This window comes from Cupriavidus yeoncheonensis (assembly GCF_905397275.1).
Lineage (GTDB): Bacteria > Pseudomonadota > Gammaproteobacteria > Burkholderiales > Burkholderiaceae > Cupriavidus > Cupriavidus yeoncheonensis.
This window is the reverse complement of sequence record NZ_CAJPUY010000007.1, coordinates 129,702-148,896: the sequence shown is the minus strand read 5'-3', so window position 1 is coordinate 148,896 and position 19,195 is coordinate 129,702. Positions and strand designations below refer to the sequence as shown.

At 61.9% G+C, this 19,195-nt stretch carries 18 protein-coding genes and 1 other RNA gene; 14 read left to right on the top strand and 5 right to left on the bottom strand.

What is annotated here, in order from left to right; translation table 11 throughout:
• Positions 1 to 118: 118 nt before the first annotated feature.
• From ompA to KHO22_RS11515, 5 genes are all read left to right on the top strand, one after another.
• The gene (gene ompA, locus KHO22_RS11535; protein WP_211947270.1) at positions 119 to 775 is read left to right on the top strand and encodes an outer membrane protein OmpA; all 657 of its coding nucleotides are present in this window, start codon (positions 119 to 121) and stop codon (positions 773 to 775) included.
• A 116-nt stretch (positions 776 to 891) separates the two neighbouring features.
• Complete coding sequence (gene ubiG / locus KHO22_RS11530) at positions 892 to 1,641, top strand: bifunctional 2-polyprenyl-6-hydroxyphenol methylase/3-demethylubiquinol 3-O-methyltransferase UbiG (RefSeq protein WP_211947269.1); 750 nt, start codon at positions 892 to 894, stop codon at positions 1,639 to 1,641.
• The gene (gph, locus tag KHO22_RS11525) at positions 1,641 to 2,303 is read left to right on the top strand and encodes a phosphoglycolate phosphatase (RefSeq protein WP_420839593.1); all 663 of its coding nucleotides are present in this window, start codon (positions 1,641 to 1,643) and stop codon (positions 2,301 to 2,303) included. Before ubiG ends, gph begins: the two co-directional genes overlap by 1 nt.
• A gap of 77 nt (positions 2,304 to 2,380) precedes the next feature.
• Positions 2,381 to 2,740: a transfer-messenger RNA gene (gene ssrA, locus KHO22_RS11520) on the top strand.
• Between the two features lie 95 nt (positions 2,741 to 2,835).
• Positions 2,836 to 4,329 (top strand): site-specific integrase, encoded by a 1,494-nt coding sequence (locus KHO22_RS11515; RefSeq protein WP_211947267.1) that lies wholly within the window; start codon positions 2,836 to 2,838, stop codon positions 4,327 to 4,329.
• A 76-nt stretch (positions 4,330 to 4,405) separates the two neighbouring features.
• Here the strand turns inward: KHO22_RS11515 and KHO22_RS11510 are convergent, their stop codons facing one another.
• A complete protein-coding gene (locus KHO22_RS11510; protein WP_211947266.1) occupies positions 4,406 to 4,804 on the bottom strand; it encodes a response regulator in 399 nt (132 codons plus the stop codon).
• A 114-nt stretch (positions 4,805 to 4,918) separates the two neighbouring features.
• Between KHO22_RS11510 and KHO22_RS11505 the strand changes: the two genes are divergently transcribed.
• Positions 4,919 to 6,034: a sensor histidine kinase gene (locus KHO22_RS11505; protein ID WP_211947265.1), complete on the top strand. Its 1,116-nt coding sequence runs from the start codon at positions 4,919 to 4,921 to the stop codon at positions 6,032 to 6,034.
• Positions 6,035 to 6,225: 191 nt separating this feature from the next.
• On the opposite strand, the gene KHO22_RS11500 is transcribed toward KHO22_RS11505, so the two are convergent.
• Both KHO22_RS11500 and KHO22_RS11495 read right to left on the bottom strand, forming a co-directional pair.
• A complete protein-coding gene (locus tag KHO22_RS11500; protein WP_039010832.1) occupies positions 6,226 to 6,945 on the bottom strand; it encodes a Crp/Fnr family transcriptional regulator in 720 nt (239 codons plus the stop codon).
• A 444-nt stretch (positions 6,946 to 7,389) separates the two neighbouring features.
• On the bottom strand, positions 7,390 to 7,944 hold the full coding sequence (locus KHO22_RS11495) for a recombinase family protein (protein ID WP_211947264.1): 555 nt from the start codon (positions 7,942 to 7,944) through the stop codon (positions 7,390 to 7,392).
• 244 nt (positions 7,945 to 8,188) lie between these two features.
• Here KHO22_RS11495 and KHO22_RS11490 point away from each other — a divergent pair, with 244 nt between their 5' ends.
• From KHO22_RS11490 to KHO22_RS11460, 7 genes are all read left to right on the top strand, one after another.
• Positions 8,189 to 8,635 (top strand): hypothetical protein, encoded by a 447-nt coding sequence (locus KHO22_RS11490; RefSeq protein WP_211947263.1) that lies wholly within the window; start codon positions 8,189 to 8,191, stop codon positions 8,633 to 8,635.
• Entirely contained in the window at positions 8,632 to 9,309 is a 678-nt protein-coding gene (locus KHO22_RS11485) for a tail assembly protein (RefSeq protein ID WP_230426842.1), read from the top strand. Before KHO22_RS11490 ends, KHO22_RS11485 begins: the two co-directional genes overlap by 4 nt.
• Positions 9,310 to 9,357: 48 nt before the next feature.
• Positions 9,358 to 9,621 carry a hypothetical protein gene (locus tag KHO22_RS11480; RefSeq protein WP_211947262.1) on the top strand — a complete coding sequence of 88 codons (264 nt, stop codon included), beginning with the start codon at positions 9,358 to 9,360 and terminating at the stop codon, positions 9,619 to 9,621.
• Positions 9,621 to 10,493: a hypothetical protein gene (locus KHO22_RS11475; RefSeq protein WP_211947261.1), complete on the top strand. Its 873-nt coding sequence runs from the start codon at positions 9,621 to 9,623 to the stop codon at positions 10,491 to 10,493. The genes KHO22_RS11480 and KHO22_RS11475 overlap by 1 nt, the downstream gene beginning before the upstream one ends.
• A gap of 230 nt (positions 10,494 to 10,723) precedes the next feature.
• Positions 10,724 to 11,020 carry a hypothetical protein gene (locus KHO22_RS11470; protein WP_211947260.1) on the top strand — a complete coding sequence of 99 codons (297 nt, stop codon included), beginning with the start codon at positions 10,724 to 10,726 and terminating at the stop codon, positions 11,018 to 11,020.
• Between the two features lie 1,256 nt (positions 11,021 to 12,276).
• Positions 12,277 to 12,690, top strand: coding sequence for a hypothetical protein (locus tag KHO22_RS11465; RefSeq protein ID WP_211947259.1), 414 nt, complete (start codon positions 12,277 to 12,279; stop codon positions 12,688 to 12,690).
• 391 nt (positions 12,691 to 13,081) lie between these two features.
• On the top strand, positions 13,082 to 13,483 hold the full coding sequence (locus KHO22_RS11460; RefSeq protein ID WP_211947258.1) for a hypothetical protein: 402 nt from the start codon (positions 13,082 to 13,084) through the stop codon (positions 13,481 to 13,483).
• A 25-nt stretch (positions 13,484 to 13,508) separates the two neighbouring features.
• Here KHO22_RS11460 and KHO22_RS11455 read toward each other — a convergent pair whose 3' ends face one another.
• Entirely contained in the window at positions 13,509 to 14,015 is a 507-nt protein-coding gene (locus KHO22_RS11455) for a cyanophycin metabolism-associated DUF1854 family protein (protein WP_211947257.1), read from the bottom strand.
• Positions 14,008 to 16,302 (bottom strand): cyanophycin metabolism-associated ABC transporter, encoded by a 2,295-nt coding sequence (locus KHO22_RS11450; RefSeq protein WP_211947256.1) that lies wholly within the window; start codon positions 16,300 to 16,302, stop codon positions 14,008 to 14,010. The genes KHO22_RS11455 and KHO22_RS11450 overlap by 8 nt, the downstream gene beginning before the upstream one ends.
• A gap of 241 nt (positions 16,303 to 16,543) precedes the next feature.
• Between KHO22_RS11450 and cphA the strand changes: the two genes are divergently transcribed.
• A complete protein-coding gene (gene cphA / locus KHO22_RS11445; protein ID WP_211947255.1) occupies positions 16,544 to 19,180 on the top strand; it encodes a cyanophycin synthetase in 2,637 nt (878 codons plus the stop codon).
• Positions 19,181 to 19,195: the final 15 nt, after the last annotated feature.

The following is a 19,195-nucleotide window of genomic DNA, read 5'->3' as shown; positions in this document are numbered from 1 at the left end:
ATTGTTCGAAGTGGAGCATACACCACATCGAGAATGTTATACTCCGAAGAATGTATGACTTGTTTTCGTCCATTTGCTCGCAGTAACCCTGCGGTGATCTCATCCTGAGAGGAGAAATATGAAAAAATTTGCCAAGCTCGCGCTCGTTGCAGCTACCGCAGTAATGGCTGCATCCGCTCAAGCCCAGTCCGTCCCCTATGAAAAGAAGGCCGTGAATGACAACTGGGGCAACGGTACGAGCGAGTACGTGTGGAAGAATGGCACGAACGAGCTCTGCTGGCGCGACAGCTCCTGGACCCCGGCTACCGCCAACGCCCTGTGCGACGGCGCCCTGGCCCCGGCCGCTGCACCGGCACCGGCACCGGCACCGGTTGCTCCTCCGGTCGTTTCCAGCGAGAAGGTCACTTTCGCTGCTGACACCCTGTTCGACTTCGACAAGGCCGTCCTGAAGCCGGAAGGCAAGGCGAAGCTGGACGACCTGGTCTCGAAGCTGCAAGGCATTACCCTGGAAGTCATCATCGCCGTTGGCCACACCGACTCGTTCGGTTCGGACAAGTACAATGATCGCCTGTCGATCCGTCGTGCTGAATCGGTCAAGGCTTACCTGGTGAGCAAGGGCGTCGAAGCCAACCGCGTGTACACCGAAGGCAAGGGCAAGCGCCAGCTGAAGGTCGATGCGAAGTCGTGCAAGGGCACCCGCAAGGCACAGATCGCCTGCCAGCAACCGAACCGTCGCGTGGAAGTCGAAGTGGTCGGCACCCGCAGCGCACGTTAATCGGATCTTTCCGATGCAAAAAAGCCCAGCGCAAGCTGGGCTTTTTTTTTGGTACAGTTGGTCAGACTCCCAATCTGCCGGCTCACGCACATTGAGCTCAGCCGGCACCGCACACCATGACGTCGTCTACGCAAACCCTGCCGCCTTCGGCTGGCAATACCGCCGGCCGGAACGCCGACCCCAAGGAAATCGACAAATTCAGCGAACTGGCCCACCGCTGGTGGGACCCTGACAGCGAGTTCAAGCCCCTGCATGACCTGAACCCGTTGCGCCTCGGCTGGATCGATGGCATTGCCGGACTGGCCGGCAAGAAGGTGGTCGATATTGGCTGCGGCGGCGGCATCCTCTCGGAGAGCATGGCGCGGCTAGGCGCCCAGGTACGCGGCATTGACCTGTCAAGCAAAGCGCTTCGCGTCGCGGACCTGCATAGCCTGGAGTCCGGCGTTGCGGTTACCTATGAGGAGATCGCTGCCGAAGCGCTCGCCGCGCGCGAGCCGGGCAGCGTGGATGTCGTGACTTGCATGGAGATGCTGGAACATGTGCCCGACCCTGCGTCCATCGTCCAGGCCTGTACCACACTCGTCCGTCCCGGCGGCTATGTCTTTGTGTCCACGATCAATCGCAACCTGAAGGCCTACCTGATGGCCATCGTGGGTGCCGAATACATCTTGCAGATGCTGCCGCGCGGCACGCACGATTACGAAAAGTTCATTACACCGTCGGAACTCGCGCGATTTGCGCGCAACGCCGGCCTGGACCTGATCGAGGTACGCGGCATGACCTACAACCCGCTCTCGCAGATCTACGCGCTCGGCCGCGATACGGACGTGAACTACATGATGGCCTTCCGCCGGGTGGGCGAATGATGACGGGGATTGACGCCGTATTTTTTGATCTGGACGGCACGCTGGCCGATACCGCACCAGACCTGGCCGCTGCAGCGAATCGCCTCGTGGTCGAGCACGGACGCCCGCCGGTAGCGTATGAGAAGTTGCGACCGGTCGCATCGCACGGCGCCCGCGGGCTGCTCGGCGCGGCTTTTGGCAAGCAGCCCGACGACCCCGACTTTCCTGCCCTGCGCGACTTGTTTCTCGATTACTACGAAGCCGACATTGCCGTGCATACGCGTCTGTTCGACGGTATGTCCCAGGTGTTGGAGTCACTGGAAGCCACCGGCATCCGCTGGGGCATCGTCACCAACAAGATCGCGCGATTCACGGTGCCGCTCGTGGCTGCCATCGGGCTGACGCCCCGGGCCTCCGCCGTGGTCAGCGGCGACACGACGCCTCACGCAAAGCCTCACCCCGCCCCGCTGTTGCATGCCGCGGAACTGAGCGGCGTGGCACCGCAGCGATGCGTGTATGTGGGCGACGACTTACGCGATATCCAGGCGGGCAAGGCAGCGGGCATGGTCACGATTACCGCTGCATACGGATATTGCGGCGAAGGCGAGCCGCCGGAAACCTGGGGCGCCGACTACCTGGTGCGGCATCCCGCCGAGTTGATTCCCCTGCTCATGCCAGCCTGATCCGCGTTGGCAAGCAAAAACGGAACCCGACACGGCAACTTCCGTCCAAACCGAGTACAATCCGTCTTCTTATCACTGGGGCCGACCTGGTTTCGACGTGGGTTGCGAAGCAGTGGAGGGCATACCGAGGACCCGTCACCTCGTTAATCAATGGGAATGTAATAACTGCTAACGACGAACGTTACGCACTGGCAGCCTAAGGGCCGCCGTCCTCGCACTGGCTCGCTGACGGGCTAGGGTTCGCAAGAACCAGCGAGGTTATTTACGTCAGATAAGCCCCGTCGGTGTCACGACTGCGGGGACGAAAACCAAGTGACTCGCCATCGTAGAGCGTGTTCGTCCGCGATGCGGCGGTTAAATCAAATGACAGAACTAAGTATGTAGAACTCTCTGTGGAGGGCTTGCGGACGCGGGTTCGATTCCCGCCGGCTCCACCAGAACACTCTAACCGCCTGATTCGTCAGGCGGTTTTTCTTTGGACGGCCAGTTTTCGGTGAGGTGTCCCACATGACTACCCCACACCGGCCCCGGCATGTCCATCCGACTACCAGCCCGACTGCACAGGAACAGACACGGCATCCTCTATTACCGACAGCGCATCCCGGATGACCTCCGGCTCCTGTTTCCGGTCAGGGAGGTCTACCGCAGCCTTGGGACCGCCAGCGTGCGCGAAGCCGCGCCAGCCGCCCACCGACTCGCGGCCATGTTCGCGCAGCTGTTCCGTACACTCCGACGACAGATGACCAGCGACAGCAAGACTCCGCTTAAGCAGTTGATCGAGATCGAGCGCCTCAAGGCCATGATGCGCGAGCAGCAGGAAGAAGCTGACACCCGGCTATATGACGAGCTTTTCAAGCGAACGCAGGAAGGCATCGCGCACGCCAGGACACAACGCCAGATCGGGATCATGGAGGGGCGCGCAGCCACCGCTATGGAGCTGGCGCACCGCCCGGCCCCAGAGGCACCGAAGCCCGATGCCCCGCTGTTCTCCACGGCTGCTTGGGACTACATGCGCGAGCAGCAAGCCCGGGGCAGTTGGACGCCCAAGACCGCCGAAGCGCTCAGGGCCACATTCGAGCTCTTCGTCGAGGCGGTAGGCGACCGGCCCCTCAACACCATTGATCGGGCAACCATGACGGGCTTTCTGGAGCTCCTACGGAAGCTGCCACCCAACCGCAACAAGCGCAAGGAATACGCCGGCATGTCGCTGGCCGAGATCGCGGCGCTGGAACACAAGCCCAGCGCACCGGCCACCATCAATCGAGTGATCGAGCGCGTCAGCACCCTGTTCAAATGGTGCATCCCGCAGGAGAAATACGGCATCACCCGAAACCCGGCTGAAGCCCTGACCATCAAGGACGAGCAAACGATCCAGCGGCGGCCACACACGACACAGGAGTTGGTCGCCCTCTTCTCGTCGCGGGAGTTCCAGCGCAAGCGCTTCAAACACTCCTACACCTATTGGCTGATGCCGATGGCACTCCTGACCGGCGCGCGCCTTAACGAACTCTGCCAGCTATCACTGAACGACATAGCGAACATTGACGGCGTACAGTGCATCAGCGTGCTGGATGAAGAGGAGGGCCAGCGCACAAAGAACGCCAACGCCCGGCGCGTGGTGCCGGTACATTCAACGCTGATCGAGCTAGGTTTGCTGCGTCATGTCGAACGCTTGCGCAGCGCTGGCGAGTCACGGCTGTTCCCTGAGCTCAAGCCGGGCAGAGATGGGTTTGGTACAGCCGCCTCGAAATGGTTTGGCCGCTACAGCGACCGATGCGGCGTAACCAACCCTGAAACTGTATTTCACTCATTTCGACATTGGTTCATTACCGCGATGATGAATGCCGGCGTCAGTGAAACCGTAACCGGCGAAATTGTCGGGCATGAGACCGGCCGCATTACCTCCAAAGTCTACTATCACGGCACGGCGCTGAATCTATTGCAAGCCGCCGTCGAGCAAGTGCGACTCCCGACAGCGGTTCACACATTGATTCCGCCCGTAGGGATTTCCGGGGAAGGCCGATGATCCGACGGCCGAGATCGGCCATGAACGGCCAGTCATTTGCGCGCCGGAACGCGGTCACAGACCGCGGAGCCGATTGTCATGAATCATCCGTGGCGCCAGGGCCTACGCGGGCCGCTATCGCAGCGAGGACGGCCGGCAGATCGGCTGGCTTTACAAAATGATGATCGAAGCCGGATCTGATTGATTCGGCATGCTCGGAAGGCGAAGTAAGAGCGGTAACCGCCACCAGCATAGGGGCCGGCGCGGATTGTAGGCGCCGAATCTCCCTTGCCACCGCGTGCCCGTCCAAACCGGGCATCTGAATGTCGAGAACAACCGCGTCCGGACGCCACGCAAAGTACGCCGCGAGCGCTTTCGCGCCGTCTCCTGTTGTCCGGGTCTCGTAACCATGAGCGTCGAAGAACAACTCGTATGCTGCCAACGCATTCGGGTCGTCGTCCGCGATCAGCAGGCGCACCGCGTTTCGGGTAGGCATGAGGTTCTCCAATTTCCTACCATAAGCAATAGATGTACCCGACAAAATCAGGTGCAATTTTGCTCACCGCAAAAATGCGTTATGCGACGCATTTCCCGCTCTTCGGAAGCAAACATGCGATTAGCCGACTTTATCCTGGACCATATGGATGCCATTTTGTTGCAATGGGAGGCATTTGCGCGCACCCAGTTGCCGGCAGCGGCCGATATGAGACCGCTGGCCTTACGAGACCATGCGCAGCAGATCATGGTGGCCGTGACAAAGGACCTGTCTACTTCCCAAAGCAGGCAAGAGCAATTCGAAAAGTCCACGGGGCACGCGCCAAAACTGGCCGGAACTCCCGAGACAGCCGCCCAGATGCACGCCCTTCTGCGCGCGCGAAGCGGCTTCGATATCAACCAGATGGTTGCCGAATACCGTGCCCTGCGCGCGAGCGTACTCCGACTGTGGATGGACGAGTGCGCGCCCGACAGTCATCACGAGGATGACATGATCCGTTTCAACGAGGCCATCGATCAGGCAATCGCTGAATCGGTAGATTTTTTCAGCATGCAGGTAGACTTGGCCCGTAATCTTTTCCTCGGAATGTTGGGGCATGACATGCGCAGTCCGCTCCAGACCATTCAGATTACAGCGTCGTATCTGGCAGCGCTGAACGCCGGCGAAAACGTGTCGGGAGCCGCGTCCCGTTTGATCAGAAGCGGCGCTCGCATGCAGGCGCTGCTGGACGATATGGTTGATTTCAATCGAACCAGGCTCGGTTTGGGTATCAATATGGCGCCGACCGACATCGATCTGGCCCAGTTGTTTGCCGATACGCTGGACCAGTTGCGGGTAGTACATCCGGACCGTCAGATGGATCTGGACGTGGTCGGTGACTGCATGGGTGTCTGGGATGGCCGACGTCTCCAGCAATTGTTGGGCAATCTGGTACTAAATGCGATCAAGTACGGAGTGCAAGACGCGCCGGTATGTGTGACAGTGACCGACAAGGGTGCGGAAGTCCTACTGGAAGTGAGGAATACCGGCACCATTGAGCGGTCGACCCTCGACCTCATTTTTAATCCACTCCAGCGCGGCCCGAACCATCAAGGCACAAATACCGACAGCAGTCTGGGGCTTGGGCTATATATCGCGCGCGAGATTGCCAAGGCACACGGGGGCGATATCGATGCGCGATCCGACGCAACAGAAACGGTGTTCTCTGTAAATCTGCCTCGTGGCAAATAGCGAGCATTGTGTGGTACGCGCAGATCGCTGCCAGTCTGCGGTACGGCTGTCCGCTTCCGCTGGACGCCGTTGGCTGCTTCGGGTCGGTCAGAGACCGTCGAATCGCTTAATAGCGATCGTAACGCGCGGATCGTCTGGGCGCTGCTGACACAGAACCGGGTCTGTTCCTGATTACCGGTCCACCGCTGCCCTCAGGGCGAGGCTAGGTCCGGCAACAGACGTTCGAACTCCCGCTTCACGACCGCGTAGCACTCGCACACGCGCTTTTCCAGCCCCGCCCGGTCGAGTACCGCAATATGCCCGTGGCTGTAGCGAATCAGGCCCGCGGCCTGAAGCTTTAAGGCGGCTTCCGTCACGCCCGAGCGTCGCACCCCGAGCATGTTGGCGATGAGCTCCTGCGTCATCGTCAGGTCGTTGGAGGGCAGCCGGTCGATGCTCAGTAGCAGCCATCGGCACAGTTGCTGGTCGATGGAGTGATGGCGGTTGCAGACGGCGGTCTGCGCCATCTGGGTAATGAGCGCCTGTGTATAGCGGAGCAACAGATGCTGCATCGCCCCGCCTCGCACGAACTCCTGCTTCAGGATGGCAGAGCTCAGGCGGTAACCGTACCCGGCGCTCTGCACGATGGCGCGACTCGGCGTTGTTTCTCCGCCCATGAAAATGGCGATCCCGACCATCCCCTCATTGCCTACGATGGCGATCTCGGCGGACGCGCCGTCTTCCATCACGTACAACAGTGAAATGATCGAATCGGCAGGAAAGTAGACGTAACCGAGCTGATCCCCAGACTCGTACACCACGTGGCCCAAGGGCAGTTCCACTGGCGTAAGGTGCGGCGCAAGACGCTCCCAGTCGGCTGTCGGCATCGCAGCGAGCAGGTGGTTGGATTTCGGATCATGCGTCGCGTTCATGACTGATACTCCCCAGACCCAAGCAGGACGAAATCAATAATGTGGACGTCAAAGTCGAGGTTGATCCGGCGGCTGACAAAGGATTACTTCAGATCCACACCACGGGACGGCAGTGAATCGCTTACCATTTTATGCATGGGACGGCGGATTTACCAGGCAACGAGGACCTGGTGCATCTTCGCGCGGCGTAGGGTGTAAGGTGTGACAGAGCCAGAGGTCCGACCCTGCTGGCGAAAGTCGAGGACGTCGCGCTGGCGCTGCACGACGAGGCAGCATGGCACAGGTCCCAGTTCGGGCCGTATCATTTTGCCCTCTGCGCGTTGCTTTGAATGACCGTTGCACCTTCGGGAGCGGTCTTCGAGACTACGCAAGCTCAACGGCCGGGATGGGTCGGTCAGAGACAGCCGTGGCCCTACATGGTGCATCCGGCCAGTCGAACGATCATCAGGCTTCGGCCTTGATGTATTGATACAGCGTTTCCCGGCTGATCCCGAAGTGCCGCGCAACGGCGGCCTTCGCTTCGCCGGCTGCGACGCGTTGACGAAGCTGTACGGCCTGCTCTGCCGATAGTGCAGCCTTGCGGCCACGATAGACGCCTTTTGCCTTGGCAACCGCGATGCCTTCCCGCTGACGCTCCCGCAGCAGCGAGCGCTCGAACTGGGCGAAGGCGCCAAGCATGGTCAGCATCAGGGTAGCCATCGGGTCGGCCTGATCGGCCTTGAATGTCAGGTTCTCTTTGTGGAACTGCACGCTCACCCCCTTGCCGGTGAGCTCGCGCACCATCCTCAGCAAGTCTTCAGTGTTACGGGCCAGGCGATCCATGCTGTGCACCACGAGCCTGTCACCCTCACGCACGAATTCCAGAGCCGCCTGTAGCTGAGGTCGATTGGTGTCCTTGCCGCTGGCCTTGTCGGTGAATGTCTTGTCGACCTGCACGCCATCGAGCTGGCGCTCAGTGTTCTGTTCGACGCTGCTAACCCGGATGTAACCAACTTGCATGACCCGCTCCCGTTGTGTCAGGTTGAAGTCTATGATCCTTGCTAGAATGTGTCAAGAAATTACTTAATAAACCCTAACCTGACATTAAGTGGACGATTCGCCTGACGTCCATCTGGGGTATAGCCCAATCTGACACTCCCTGAGTGGTCATCAAGTTTGTTGTTGTCATCAAAGGCGGGTGCCTCGCGCTGCCTATAATGGGCTTAGACCTCGAATGAGGATATTTCATCACTTATGGAATCCCATGATCACCGACGACATCCACCTCACCGATATCAGCATCACCTCATCCCGTTTTGTACCGACTGAAGAGTTCCGACGGGAAAAGGAGAAAGCGAAAATTCACAAGGTATTTGAGCTTGGCAGCTGCAACGTCAACTTCGGGCGGCGGACACCCGCATATGGCGGCGCTACGGCCATGTTCGTCGATGGCTTTGCCGGCACCAATGCAATCTTCACCGCGACTGCGGACGAAATCTTCACCGACATCCACGTCAACAACTTCCGCGTGCTTTCCGAGCCTGAGTTACGCCAGGAGCTAGACGCCGCAGAGATCGACCACGCTATTCGTCTGAGTTCTTTCAATGTCCACATCGGACGCCGTGCGGCTGCATACGGCGGTGCTCCGGCACTGTTCATCGAAAGCCGCGAAGGGCTTCACGGCATCCTTGCTCACGGCCTGAACGAATGAGCGCGCACGCAGCAGGTTCCCCCGTGCTGCGTGAGGTCCGACTCTACGGGCACCTCGCGCGCCGCTTCGGGCGGCACCACCGATTCGCCGTAGGTAGCCCCGCAGAAGCCATACGGGCGCTTATGGCGAACTTCCCCGACTTCGAGAATCACTTGATCGAGCACAGCCAGCCAGGCTACCGCGTGCTCGTGGGCAAGCGGGATCAGGACATGCAGGGGCTCACGCAGGAAGTCTGGGGCGCGGCGCCCATCCGCATTGTGCCGGTCGTGGCCGGCGCGGGCCGGGGTGGACTGCAGATCTTGATTGGCGCGGCGCTGATCGCAGCCACCTTCTACACCGGCGGAGGAACGCTTTCGGGCATGACTGGACTGATGCATGAAAGCATCGCCGCCAGCATGGCCGTCGCTATGGGCACGGGGTTGGTTGCTGGTGGCGTCGCGCAGATGTTGACGAAGCCGCCCGCCATCACCAGCACCGAGCGCCCTGAGAACCGCCCCAGCTATGCCTTCAACGGGGCGGTCAACACCACCCAGCAGGGCAACTCGGTGCCCGTCTGCTACGGCGAGCTCATCGTTGGCAGCCAGGTTGTGTATGCGGGCATCACCACCGACGAAATCCCCGTGGATGGCGACCCGGAAGCGACCGCCCCCGCCACAGGCTCGGTAGCAATCTGATCGTTCACACCCGCGCGGGCATCGTTCCGCGCCCTTTCATAGACAAGCATGCAAGCATTCAGCATCGACCAGTCCATCGCAACCCAGACCGCAGCAACCGAGGCCGCACGGGAGCATATGCGACGCATGGAAAGACTGACCGGCAACCAATTCGCGGACGTGCTCGAAGCCTCCGTCATCGACAACACGATGGACGCCGGGTTTGCCATCGTCCACAACATTCGACTGCACCACGGTCAAGGGCAGCGCGCCATCGCAATCAGCACCTGCCACGACGACGAGGGCGACTGCTACGTCTTGACCGGGCTGTGATGGGATTCGACATCGCCAACCGCGCAGACCTCGCGCGCCTCACCTTCCGTGCGGAGGTCGACTGGCTAAAGCTGGACATCACCTTGGCAAGCGCCAGCAACGGCCCGACCATCCAGCGCCTCGCCAAGGTGACCTTTGCCAAGCCGCTGGATGAGGGCGACGGCGGCGCCGCCACGCGCTTCCGATTGACGATCAACGAGCCGAAGTCATGGGAGGACGTTGAGCGGGTTCTAGAGCGCGTTGCCGGCACCAGGGCGCTCGCTGCGCCCCCTACGTTCTACGCTGTCGAGGTCGCGGTGGATATCTATTCGACCAACCTCGCGGACCTCGCCAGCATCGCCGCCCGCCGCGTTCAGGGCGCTAAAAAGCTCTGCAGCGCAAGCCGCCGCATTGCAGGCGCAGTCTACGATGAGACCCAGAGCGCATGGCATGTCAGCTACCCGCGGCTGCGCCGACTCATGGAGCACGGTAAGACGGTCTACGTTGGCGACAAGAATGACGAGGTGATGCAGCGCTTTTACGTCAAGCGTGATGACCAGCAGGGCGGGTCCAGGCGTACGCTTCCCCAAACCGAATGGCGCGCTCGTAGCGAGGTGCGGTTGCAGGCAGGCGCCATGCCCTTCGCATCGCTCGCAGACGCTCGAGCATTCAACTTCACTGCACTGTCCCGGCCCTTCTTCGCCGTCGGTATCCCAAAGCCAGGACTGGACCCGTTGCGCGCGCTCATTGCCGACGCAGCGCCCTTCGCGAGCGACCTCCGCCTGACCGTGGCGCATACTAAGCTGAACGACAGGGCGCGCTACGCGCTACGCGAATTGGCCGCAAGGATGCGCATACCGACCAGACGCCAGCGCAGAAAATTCGGGGGCTAGAAAACACGTAACCCATTGATTTTCATGATTTTCGCACCCCCACCCTTATAACTACCTATTCTTCATACATATCAATACCTTAGACATGAATAGGGGGACAGAAAAGGGTTGAAAAACCCAGCCCCTAGACTCCCCTCCTGATTGATACACTTCACTGGCTGTCCCGTGCGTGGCGTCAGAGTAGAACCCCGGGCCGGCGACAACTGCAACTCACCGACCAGCACCGCACCATGCACCAGACCAGCCTCGCAGCGCTCGCTGCCACCATCGCTGCCATCCTGAGCGTGCTGTCGTTCATGAACTCGAACGCGCCGGCCAAAGTCGATCTTGGCAAGTCGGCTCTTGCGGTTCAGATCACAGAGATGGACAAGCGCTACACCGCGCGCATGGACACGCTCGACAAGCAACTGGACCGCATCGAGGTGCGAGCCGACAAGGCCGACGAGCGCCTGCGCCGCATCGAAGCACGCCTCGAAAGCATCGACGCGAAGCTCGACCGCGTGCTCGAATCACCCAAGCGTCGCTGATGCACGCCCGTCTAAAAGGTCGACCCCTTAGAAATGAAACGCAACCTCGAAGGACATCGTTGTAAGTTGGGGGCCGAGTTAAAACCTTCGAATCCTTAGATGTAGCCTACGTGCCGCACCCGGCCCCCATGAATAGGAGCGGAATAGGAGTAAGGCGTGGCAAGGGCTGAAATCCTTATACAAGCAGGTCGTCACTAGCAGGCTCTCGCTCGTTGGGCGCGATCTGCGCGAGAAACGCGGAGACACGCTCCTCAAGCGCGCTCAAGATCCAAGTGTGCCGGGTAACTCCTAGGCAGCGGCACATGAAATCGAGATCCTGCTTCAGGGCTTCTGGCAGGCGGAGTTGTACTTGCTTTATGTCCGTAGAACTCCCCCGCTCATATGCCGGCAAGGCGTAATCTCGCAACAGTCGCTGAACATTCGTAGGGATCAAGAGGGGCGAAGTCTTCGTCTGAGGAGGCTGCGGTTGTTGGTCGGCGGCCGGATTTATGTCTGATGATGTCGGCAGCGGGGAACTTACTCTGCGATGTACATAAAACTGTGGATTCGACTCGCGCAGGCTCCGTTTTGACCTTGCATCGCGCCCACCCGGCTTGCTGAAACTCTCCATTGACTACTCCTTAATTGCGGTGGACGGCATCCGGATATGCCGCCGGCGCGAAACTTACTGCAACGAGCACCGCGCTGACTAGTTCATTGTGAGGAGCCGTGGGGTCATTCTTCTTGATGAGTTTCCGAAATGGACGCATAGCGCAAAGTCAGCGCCGACTGCAGTAGCATTTGGCGGTAGTGTGCAGTGCCCTTGGAATATGTCGCTCTGAATAGGCGATGCATGTCAGCACTTACTTATTACTTTGCGCCCGTTGGGCATTGAAAACTACTGATGAAACGTGGCTGGCTGGTGAGTCTTCCAGTGCCCATTGTCGCTTCGGGGCAACATGCGACATCAAGGTTTTGCAGAATCAAGCACCAGATGTCCCAGTCTGGATTAGCTCCGCCAACCTGGCGCCCGCCTGATCTGGAGGGTTGCCGCTGGCAAGCTGCACACACTGCTGGCCCAGCATTCCGCGACCAGCCGGGCGGCCTTCTGAGAGCTGCTGCACACGAGAACAACCGCGCCCACGGCTTCTGATCCCTCTTCGGCGGGGTCTCGAGGGCGGGATTTGCGGTGCAGCTGCTGGCAGAATGGCATCTCCCGTAACAACAATCAGAAGAAGGAGTCAACGATGATGAAGAGTTCGAGCGAGCTGTGCCAAATGCTGTGCAACGCCGCGGGCCTCGGCTACCTGGAATGGAAGACCAATGCGGCAAATCAGGTCGCCCAGATCACCGACATCCTGCTGTTCAACGCAAGAGAAAAAGAGGTAGGCGACGCCTACCTCGAATTCAAGTCGGAGCTGCAGGCGAAGTATGTCCGCGACAAGTATGCGGAGGCGGGCCTGTTCGCCGACCTCTTCCCGGTCGGTGGCGGCGTCGGCGTCTACTTGCGCTGGAGCGAGCGCCCCACTGGCCATGAAAACAACACCGGCAAGATCGGCATGAAGGTCAGCGAAACCTGGACGCGCTCGGCAATTCCCGAAGTTGTCGTGGGCAACATCCTGCATCGTCGCCAGCAGGAGCTCGAGCAGATTCGCCTGTGCACGAACGTGAGCGCAGACGACGACGAGTGAAAGCCCTGGCGGTGAGCATCGGCAGATACGTCGGGTAGGCCACCTAAATGTAATTGGGGCGCCGGTTCGATTCCCGAATGGACCGAACGCCCGACCAGTGCCTTGTACGGGCGCCAGCCTGCTACACTCGACCCCGAACAGGTGTCCCACATGGGACACCTCCAACCGCAACACCCACCACGGCTGCCAATAGAATCAACGGGTTATAGAGATGTGGTGGAGCCGGTTCGATTCCCGCCGGCTCCACCAGTATTTCCGAAACCCAGCCTTTTCCAGGCTGGGTTTTTTCTTGGCCGGAAGACGGCTGTCCGCCCACGCCACAGTGGCGTCGTCGCTGCCGCCCATTCCGGCGTCTACAATACCGTCCTGCGGTCTGCCCTGTAGCCTTGCCATGTCCGACTATCCCCGCTTCACCATCAACCGCGCCCTGGTCGCGATCGTTCCGGAGCAGCCGTTTCTGGACTGGATCCGGGCCGTGGACCCCGAGCCCGTGCCCAACCTGACGCTCGAACACGTGCGGGAAGACCAGAGCGTTTTCCTGTTGCCGGAGGAGCTCGCTGACACCACAGACAATGCCAGGCATTGGGTGGAAAAACGCTGGCGCGGTTTCTTCGAGTTCATGCTCGCCGAGTGGTTTGACGAGTCGCTGTGGCCGGAACAGTTGTCGCTGGCCATGTTCCGCGACTGGTTCAGCATTCACTACCACTCAACGGTGTTCGACATGGTCGCGGAGACCCCGCTGATGCACGACGACATGTACGACGACGAAGACGGCGAGGAACTGCTGCACTGACGCAGCAGCCCCCCACGGCGCAAGCTCAGAGGAAGCGGTCGAGTATCTTGCGGCTGTGACGATCCAGCGCCATCAGGTCGCGGATCAGGTAGTGGATGCCGTGGCTGTCCGAAATCAGCAGCGTGCTGCCGGCCAGGCGGCGGATATCTTCCTCGCCGCGCAGCACCAGCGTGGTCTGTCCGCGGTCGGTCTGCACGGTCCACTCGCTCGGCGTAGCGAACGTAGAGACGCTGACGATGCGCTGGATCTCCGGCATGAATTCGCGCGCGGCCAGTTCTTCTTCCACCAGCGCACGCTGCGGTCCCGATAGCCCGCCGAGCCGCGGAACCCAGGCCAGCTCGCGTCCGTCCGTGCTCATCATGCCGATGCCGTCATCGGGCGCGCCGATCGGGAAGGCGCGCACCGGTACCACGCCCTCGTGCGCCGTGCCGTCGCCAAGCGTCAGCACCAGCTTGCCGAAAGCGTTGCGGGTCAGCGTGAATTCCGTATCGGGATTTTCGCCAGCGGTAAGAATGGTGTCGTCATTAAGCATTGGCGGTCTCCGTGCCCAGCAGGGCATCCTCATCGGCCGGCTCGTCCTCGGTATCGACGTTGCGGGCCTGCGCCTGGTACAGCTTGTAGTAGGCACCTTCGCGTGCGAGCAACTCATCGTGGCCGCCCACTTCAACGATCTGGCCGCGGTCCATCACCACCAGACGGTCGGCCTTGCGCAGCGTGGACAGACGGTGCGCGATGGCGATCGTGGTCCGCCCCTGCACCAGGTTGTCCAGTGCCTTCTGGATTTCCTTCTCGGTCTGCGTGTCTACCGACGAAGTCGCCTCGTCCATGATCAGGATGCGCGGGTTGATCAGCAGCGCGCGCGCAATCGAAATGCGCTGGCGCTCGCCACCCGACAGCGCCTGGCCGCGCTCGCCGACAAGCGAGTCGTAGCCGTGCGGCAACCGCAGGATGAATTCATGCGCATGCGCGGCGCGTGCGGCAGCAACGATCTCCTCGCGCGTGGCGTCCGGCTTGCCGTAGGCGATGTTTTCCGCGATCGTGCCGAAGAACAGGAACGGCTCCTGCAGCACCAGGCCGATATGGCGGCGGTACTCCGAAACCGGCAGCGAACGGATGTCGATACCGTCGACGCGGATCGCGCCTTCGGACACGTCATAGAAGCGGCAGATCAGGTTGACCAGCGTGCTCTTGCCCGAACCGCTGTGCCCGACCAGCCCGATCATTTCCCCCGGCGCGATCGACAGGTCCAGGCCGCGGATCACCGCGCGGTTGCCGTAGCGGAAGCCGAGGTCGCGCATTTCGATGGCGCCCTCCACCTTGTCCAGCTTTGCCGGGCGTATGGGCTCGGGCACGCTCGACACGTGGTCGAGAATATCGAAGATGCGTTTGGCGCCGGCCGCGGCCTTCTGCGTGACCGAGACGATGCGGCTCATCGAATCGAGCCGCGTATAGAAGCGGCTGATATAGGTCAGGAAGGCCACCAGCACACCCACCGTGATGGCGCTGTGCGATACCTGCCAGATCCCGAACACCCACACCACCAGCAGGCCGATTTCTGTGAGCAGCGTCACGGTCGGCGTGAACAGCGACCACACCGCATTGACGCGGTCGTTGATGGCCAGGTTGTGCTTGTTGGCCTCGCGGAAGCGGGCCACTTCGCGCTTTTCCTGCGCGAAGGCCTTGACCACGCGGATACCCGGAATGGTGTCGGCCAGCACGTTGGTGATCTCCGACCAGATCCGGTCGATCTTCTCGAAGCCATGGCGCAGCCTGTCGCGCACCAGGTGGATCATCCACGCGATGAACGGCAGCGGCACCAGCGTCACCAGCGCGAGCCACGGGTTGATCGAGATGAGGATGACCGCCGTCATCACGATCATCAGCACGTCGGTGGCGAAGTCCAGCAGGTGCAGCGACAGGAAGACGCAGATGCGGTCGCTTTCCGAGCCGATGCGGGCCATCAGGTCGCCCGTGCGCTTGCCGCCGAAGTATTCCAGCGACAGCTTCAGCAGGTGCTCGTAGGTGGTGGTGCGCAGGTCCGCGCCGATGCGCTCGGACACGCGCGCCAGCAGGTAGGTGCGTGCCCAGCCCAGGCTCCAGGCCACCAGGGCTGCGCCCAGCAGGCCGGCTAGGTACAGGCGCACCAGGCCGTAGTCGATCGGCACGCCGTTCTGGAACGGGATCAGCACCTTGTCCATCAGCGGCATGGTCAGGTACGGTGGCACCAGCGTAGCCGCCGTGGACAGCAGCGTCAGGAGGAAGCCCGACAGCAGTTCCCAGCGGTACGGGCGCGCAAAGCGCCACAAGCGCAGCAGCGCCCATGTCGACGGCGGGGTTTCCAGTTCCCGGCTGCACTGCGGGCATTGCTCCTCGCCCGGCGGCAACGGGGCCTTGCAGGTGGGACACAGCACTTCGCCGGCGTCCTGTGGTACCTCGGCAGTAGCCACGTCGCGGCGCGCCTCGAACTGATCGACCAGCCGCAGCGCGGCTGGATTGTAACCAAGCGTGTAGCGCCAGCTGGCAAAGCGGGCCGTGTCATTGCCCAGTTCCAGGGTGCCAACGCCCGCGTGATCGGTGTGCGAGAGGTGCAGGCCCGGCTCGATGGCCCATTCCCGCACACTTTTTTCACCGGGAGCGCTAGCCAGAAGACGCTGGTCCGTCACAACCAGCCACCCTTGGGTAAAATGCAGCCTCGCGTCGAGGTCGAGCTCCAGCCCGGCCAGAACGGTCTCGCCGGGGCGGAGCAGCGCGCCGGCTTCGGCCCGCCAGGGCTCGCCCGGGGCGTTGCTTTGAGAGACAGGCAGGGAGGATTGGGTCATTGTCGGCGCGCCTTGCAGCGTCCAGCGGAAACGGACATAACTTGAAACAATTTAGAATGGCCACACACTGGCGGCCCGCGATTTTGCCCGCAAGTATACATAACGCAAACCAGCGGGGCTCCTGATGCATTGCACAATCGGATGTCAGCTAAAGAAGTCAACCTGACGTATGCTGTAACGTTATTGAAAGGTTAGGCTTCCATTTCTCGGGCGTCTCCGCCCATTGCCTCAAGCTAAATCAATGAAAAAGAAGGACATTGAGATTTTCGATGTCATGTCGCTGCGCGGCCCGAATATGTGGACATATCGGCCCGTGCTGGAGGCGTGGGTCGATATCGGGGAGCTGGAGGATTTTCCCTCCAACACGATTCCGGGGTTCTACGAACGGCTGTCGACGTGGTTGCCGACGCTGATCGAGCATCGCTGCAGCATTGGCGAGCGCGGCGGCTTTCTGCAGCGCCTCAAGGAGGGCACATGGCCGGGCCATATCCTCGAACACGTGACGCTTGAGCTGCAGAACCTGGCCGGCATGCCCGGCGGTTTCGGCAAGGCCCGCGAGACCCCGATCCGCGGCGTCTACAAGGTGATCGTGCGCGCCTGGCATGAGGAAGTCACGCGCGCCGCGCTGTTCGCGGCACGCGACCTAGTGATGGCCGCGATCGAGGACCGCCCGTTCGACGTGCCCGCCGCCGTCGACAACCTGCGCAGCCTGGTCGACGAGCACTGCCTCGGCCCAAGCACGGCCTGCATCGCCGATGCCGCCGATGACCGCGACATCCCGTCCATCCGCCTGTCCGACGGCAACCTGGTTCAGCTTGGCTACGGCGCGCGCCAGCGCCGCATCTGGACGGCCGAAACCGACCGCACCAGTGCCATCGCAGAAAGCATCTCGCGCGACAAGGACCTGACCAAGAGCCTGCTGGAATCGTGCGGCGTGCCGGTGCCGGAAGGCCGCATGGTCGAGTCGCCGGAAGACGCCTGGGAAGCCGCCGAGGACATCGGCGTGCCGGTGGTGGTCAAGCCGTACGACGGCAACCATGGCCGCGGCGTCTTCACCAACCTGGTGACGCGCGAAGAAGTCGAGACCGCCTACGCGGTGGCCATTGAGGAAGGCAGCGGCGTGATCGTCGAGCGCTTCATCCCTGGCAACGAACACCGCCTGCTGGTGGTGGGCGGCCGCATGGTCGCCGCCGCGATGGGCGAGACCGCCAGCGTGGTCGGCGACGGCAAGTCGACGATCGAGGAACTGATCGAACTGCAGATCAATTCGGACCCGCGCCGCGGCAGCACCGAAGACCATCCGCTGAACCGCGTCCGGCTGGACTCGGCAGCGCGCCTGGAGCTCAAGCGCCAGGGCATGGATGGCACCTCGGTACCGCCCGAAGGCCGGACCGTGCTGATCCAGCGCACCGGCAACGTGGCATTCGACGTCACCGACCGCGTGCACCCGAGCGTGGCCGCGCATGCAGCGCTGGCCGCGCGCGTGGTCGGCCTGGATATCGCGGGCGTGGACCTGGTGGCCGAGGACATCTCGCGCCCGCTGGCCGAGCAACGCGGTGCCATCGTGGAAGTCAATGCAGGCCCTGGCCTGCTCATGCACCTCAAGCCGGCGGAAGGCACGCCGCGCCCCGTGGGCCGCGCCATCGTCGACCACCTCTTCCCCGAGGCCGACGACACCAACCCCGGCCGCATCCCGGTGGTCGGCATTACCGGCACCAACGGCAAGACCGTGGTGGCCAAGCTGGTCGCCCGCCTGCTGCAGCTGTCGGGCAAGCACACCGGCCTCGCCTGCAGCGACGGCCTGTTCCTGGACCGTCGCCTGGTGCAGGGCGGCGACCGCGCCAACTGGGACGCCGGCCACCGCATCCTGATGAACCGCGCGGTGGAAGCCGCCGTGTTCGAGAACGACAGCGGCGCCATCCTTTCCGAAGGCCTGGTCTATGACCGCTGCCAGGTCGGCGTGGTCACCAACTTCGATGCGCCCGACCACATGGGCGACTACTACATCGAAGACGAAGACCGCATGTTCAATGTACTGCGCACCCAGGTGGACGTGGTACTCAAGAACGGCACCGCCGTGCTCAACGCGCGCGACGAACGCGTGGTGGAAATGGCCGAGCTGTCGGACGGCGACGTGATCTTCTTTGGCCTGTCCGCGGAACTGCCGGCCATCGTCGCGCATCGTGCCAACGGCAAGCGCGCCGTGTTCGTGCGCGATGGCAAGGTCGTGCTGGCCACTGGCAACCTCGAAACGCCGCTGACCGATGTCTCCGCCATTCCGGTGACCTATGCCGGCCGCGTTTCGTTCCAGGTGGAAAACGTGCTGGCGGCAGTCGCCACGGGTTGGGCGCTGGGTATTTCCAACGATCTGATCCGCGCGGGAATCGTGACCTTCGACGTAGGCCAGGTCGACGTGCCGGGCCGCTTCACGCTGTTCGAGCGCAACGGCGCCATCGTGGTGGTGGATGATGCGCACAACGCCCCTGCGCTGGAGGCCCTGGCCGCCGCGCTGGACCGCTTCCCGGCCGAACGCCGCATGATCGTCTATGGCGCTGGCGTGCAGCGCCGCGACGAAGACATGGTCCGCCAGGGCAAAGTCCTGGGCGCCACCTTCGACCGCGTGTTCCTGTGCGATGACCATAGCGTCAAGCGCGCGCTGCCTGACACCGAGGCCCGCGCCCTGCTCAAGCAGGGGCTCTACGAAGGACGCCGCGTCACCAAGATCATCGACGAAGGCACGCGCCGCGACGCCATCGAGACCGCGCTTGGCCAGCTGGTGGCCGGCGACCTGCTGGTCCTGCAGTGCGACGAAGGCGCCACCGGCGCCACCGTCGACCGCGTGCACCAGTGGATGGGCCAGCCCCCGCGCCGCGCCTGACGGCCCGAAGAAGAA

What these genes read in the sequence shown, in the direction of transcription:
- ompA (WP_211947270.1), top strand. Translation starts at nt 119, where the DNA reads ATGAAAAAATTTGCCAAGCTCGCGCTCGTTGCAGCTACCGCAGTAATG.
- ubiG (WP_211947269.1), top strand. Translation starts at nt 892, where the DNA reads ATGACGTCGTCTACGCAAACCCTGCCGCCTTCGGCTGGCAATACCGCC.
- gph (WP_420839593.1), top strand. Translation starts at nt 1,641, where the DNA reads ATGACGGGGATTGACGCCGTATTTTTTGATCTGGACGGCACGCTGGCC.
- KHO22_RS11515 (WP_211947267.1), top strand. Translation starts at nt 2,836, where the DNA reads ATGTCCATCCGACTACCAGCCCGACTGCACAGGAACAGACACGGCATC.
- KHO22_RS11510 (WP_211947266.1), bottom strand. Translation starts at nt 4,804, where the DNA reads ATGCCTACCCGAAACGCGGTGCGCCTGCTGATCGCGGACGACGACCCG.
- KHO22_RS11505 (WP_211947265.1), top strand. Translation starts at nt 4,919, where the DNA reads ATGCGATTAGCCGACTTTATCCTGGACCATATGGATGCCATTTTGTTG.
- KHO22_RS11500 (WP_039010832.1), bottom strand. Translation starts at nt 6,945, where the DNA reads ATGAACGCGACGCATGATCCGAAATCCAACCACCTGCTCGCTGCGATG.
- KHO22_RS11495 (WP_211947264.1), bottom strand. Translation starts at nt 7,944, where the DNA reads ATGCAAGTTGGTTACATCCGGGTTAGCAGCGTCGAACAGAACACTGAG.
- KHO22_RS11490 (WP_211947263.1), top strand. Translation starts at nt 8,189, where the DNA reads ATGATCACCGACGACATCCACCTCACCGATATCAGCATCACCTCATCC.
- KHO22_RS11485 (WP_230426842.1), top strand. Translation starts at nt 8,632, where the DNA reads ATGAGCGCGCACGCAGCAGGTTCCCCCGTGCTGCGTGAGGTCCGACTC.
- KHO22_RS11480 (WP_211947262.1), top strand. Translation starts at nt 9,358, where the DNA reads ATGCAAGCATTCAGCATCGACCAGTCCATCGCAACCCAGACCGCAGCA.
- KHO22_RS11475 (WP_211947261.1), top strand. Translation starts at nt 9,621, where the DNA reads ATGGGATTCGACATCGCCAACCGCGCAGACCTCGCGCGCCTCACCTTC.
- KHO22_RS11470 (WP_211947260.1), top strand. Translation starts at nt 10,724, where the DNA reads ATGCACCAGACCAGCCTCGCAGCGCTCGCTGCCACCATCGCTGCCATC.
- KHO22_RS11465 (WP_211947259.1), top strand. Translation starts at nt 12,277, where the DNA reads ATGCTGTGCAACGCCGCGGGCCTCGGCTACCTGGAATGGAAGACCAAT.
- KHO22_RS11460 (WP_211947258.1), top strand. Translation starts at nt 13,082, where the DNA reads ATGTCCGACTATCCCCGCTTCACCATCAACCGCGCCCTGGTCGCGATC.
- KHO22_RS11455 (WP_211947257.1), bottom strand. Translation starts at nt 14,015, where the DNA reads ATGCTTAATGACGACACCATTCTTACCGCTGGCGAAAATCCCGATACG.
- KHO22_RS11450 (WP_211947256.1), bottom strand. Translation starts at nt 16,302, where the DNA reads ATGACCCAATCCTCCCTGCCTGTCTCTCAAAGCAACGCCCCGGGCGAG.
- cphA (WP_211947255.1), top strand. Translation starts at nt 16,544, where the DNA reads ATGAAAAAGAAGGACATTGAGATTTTCGATGTCATGTCGCTGCGCGGC.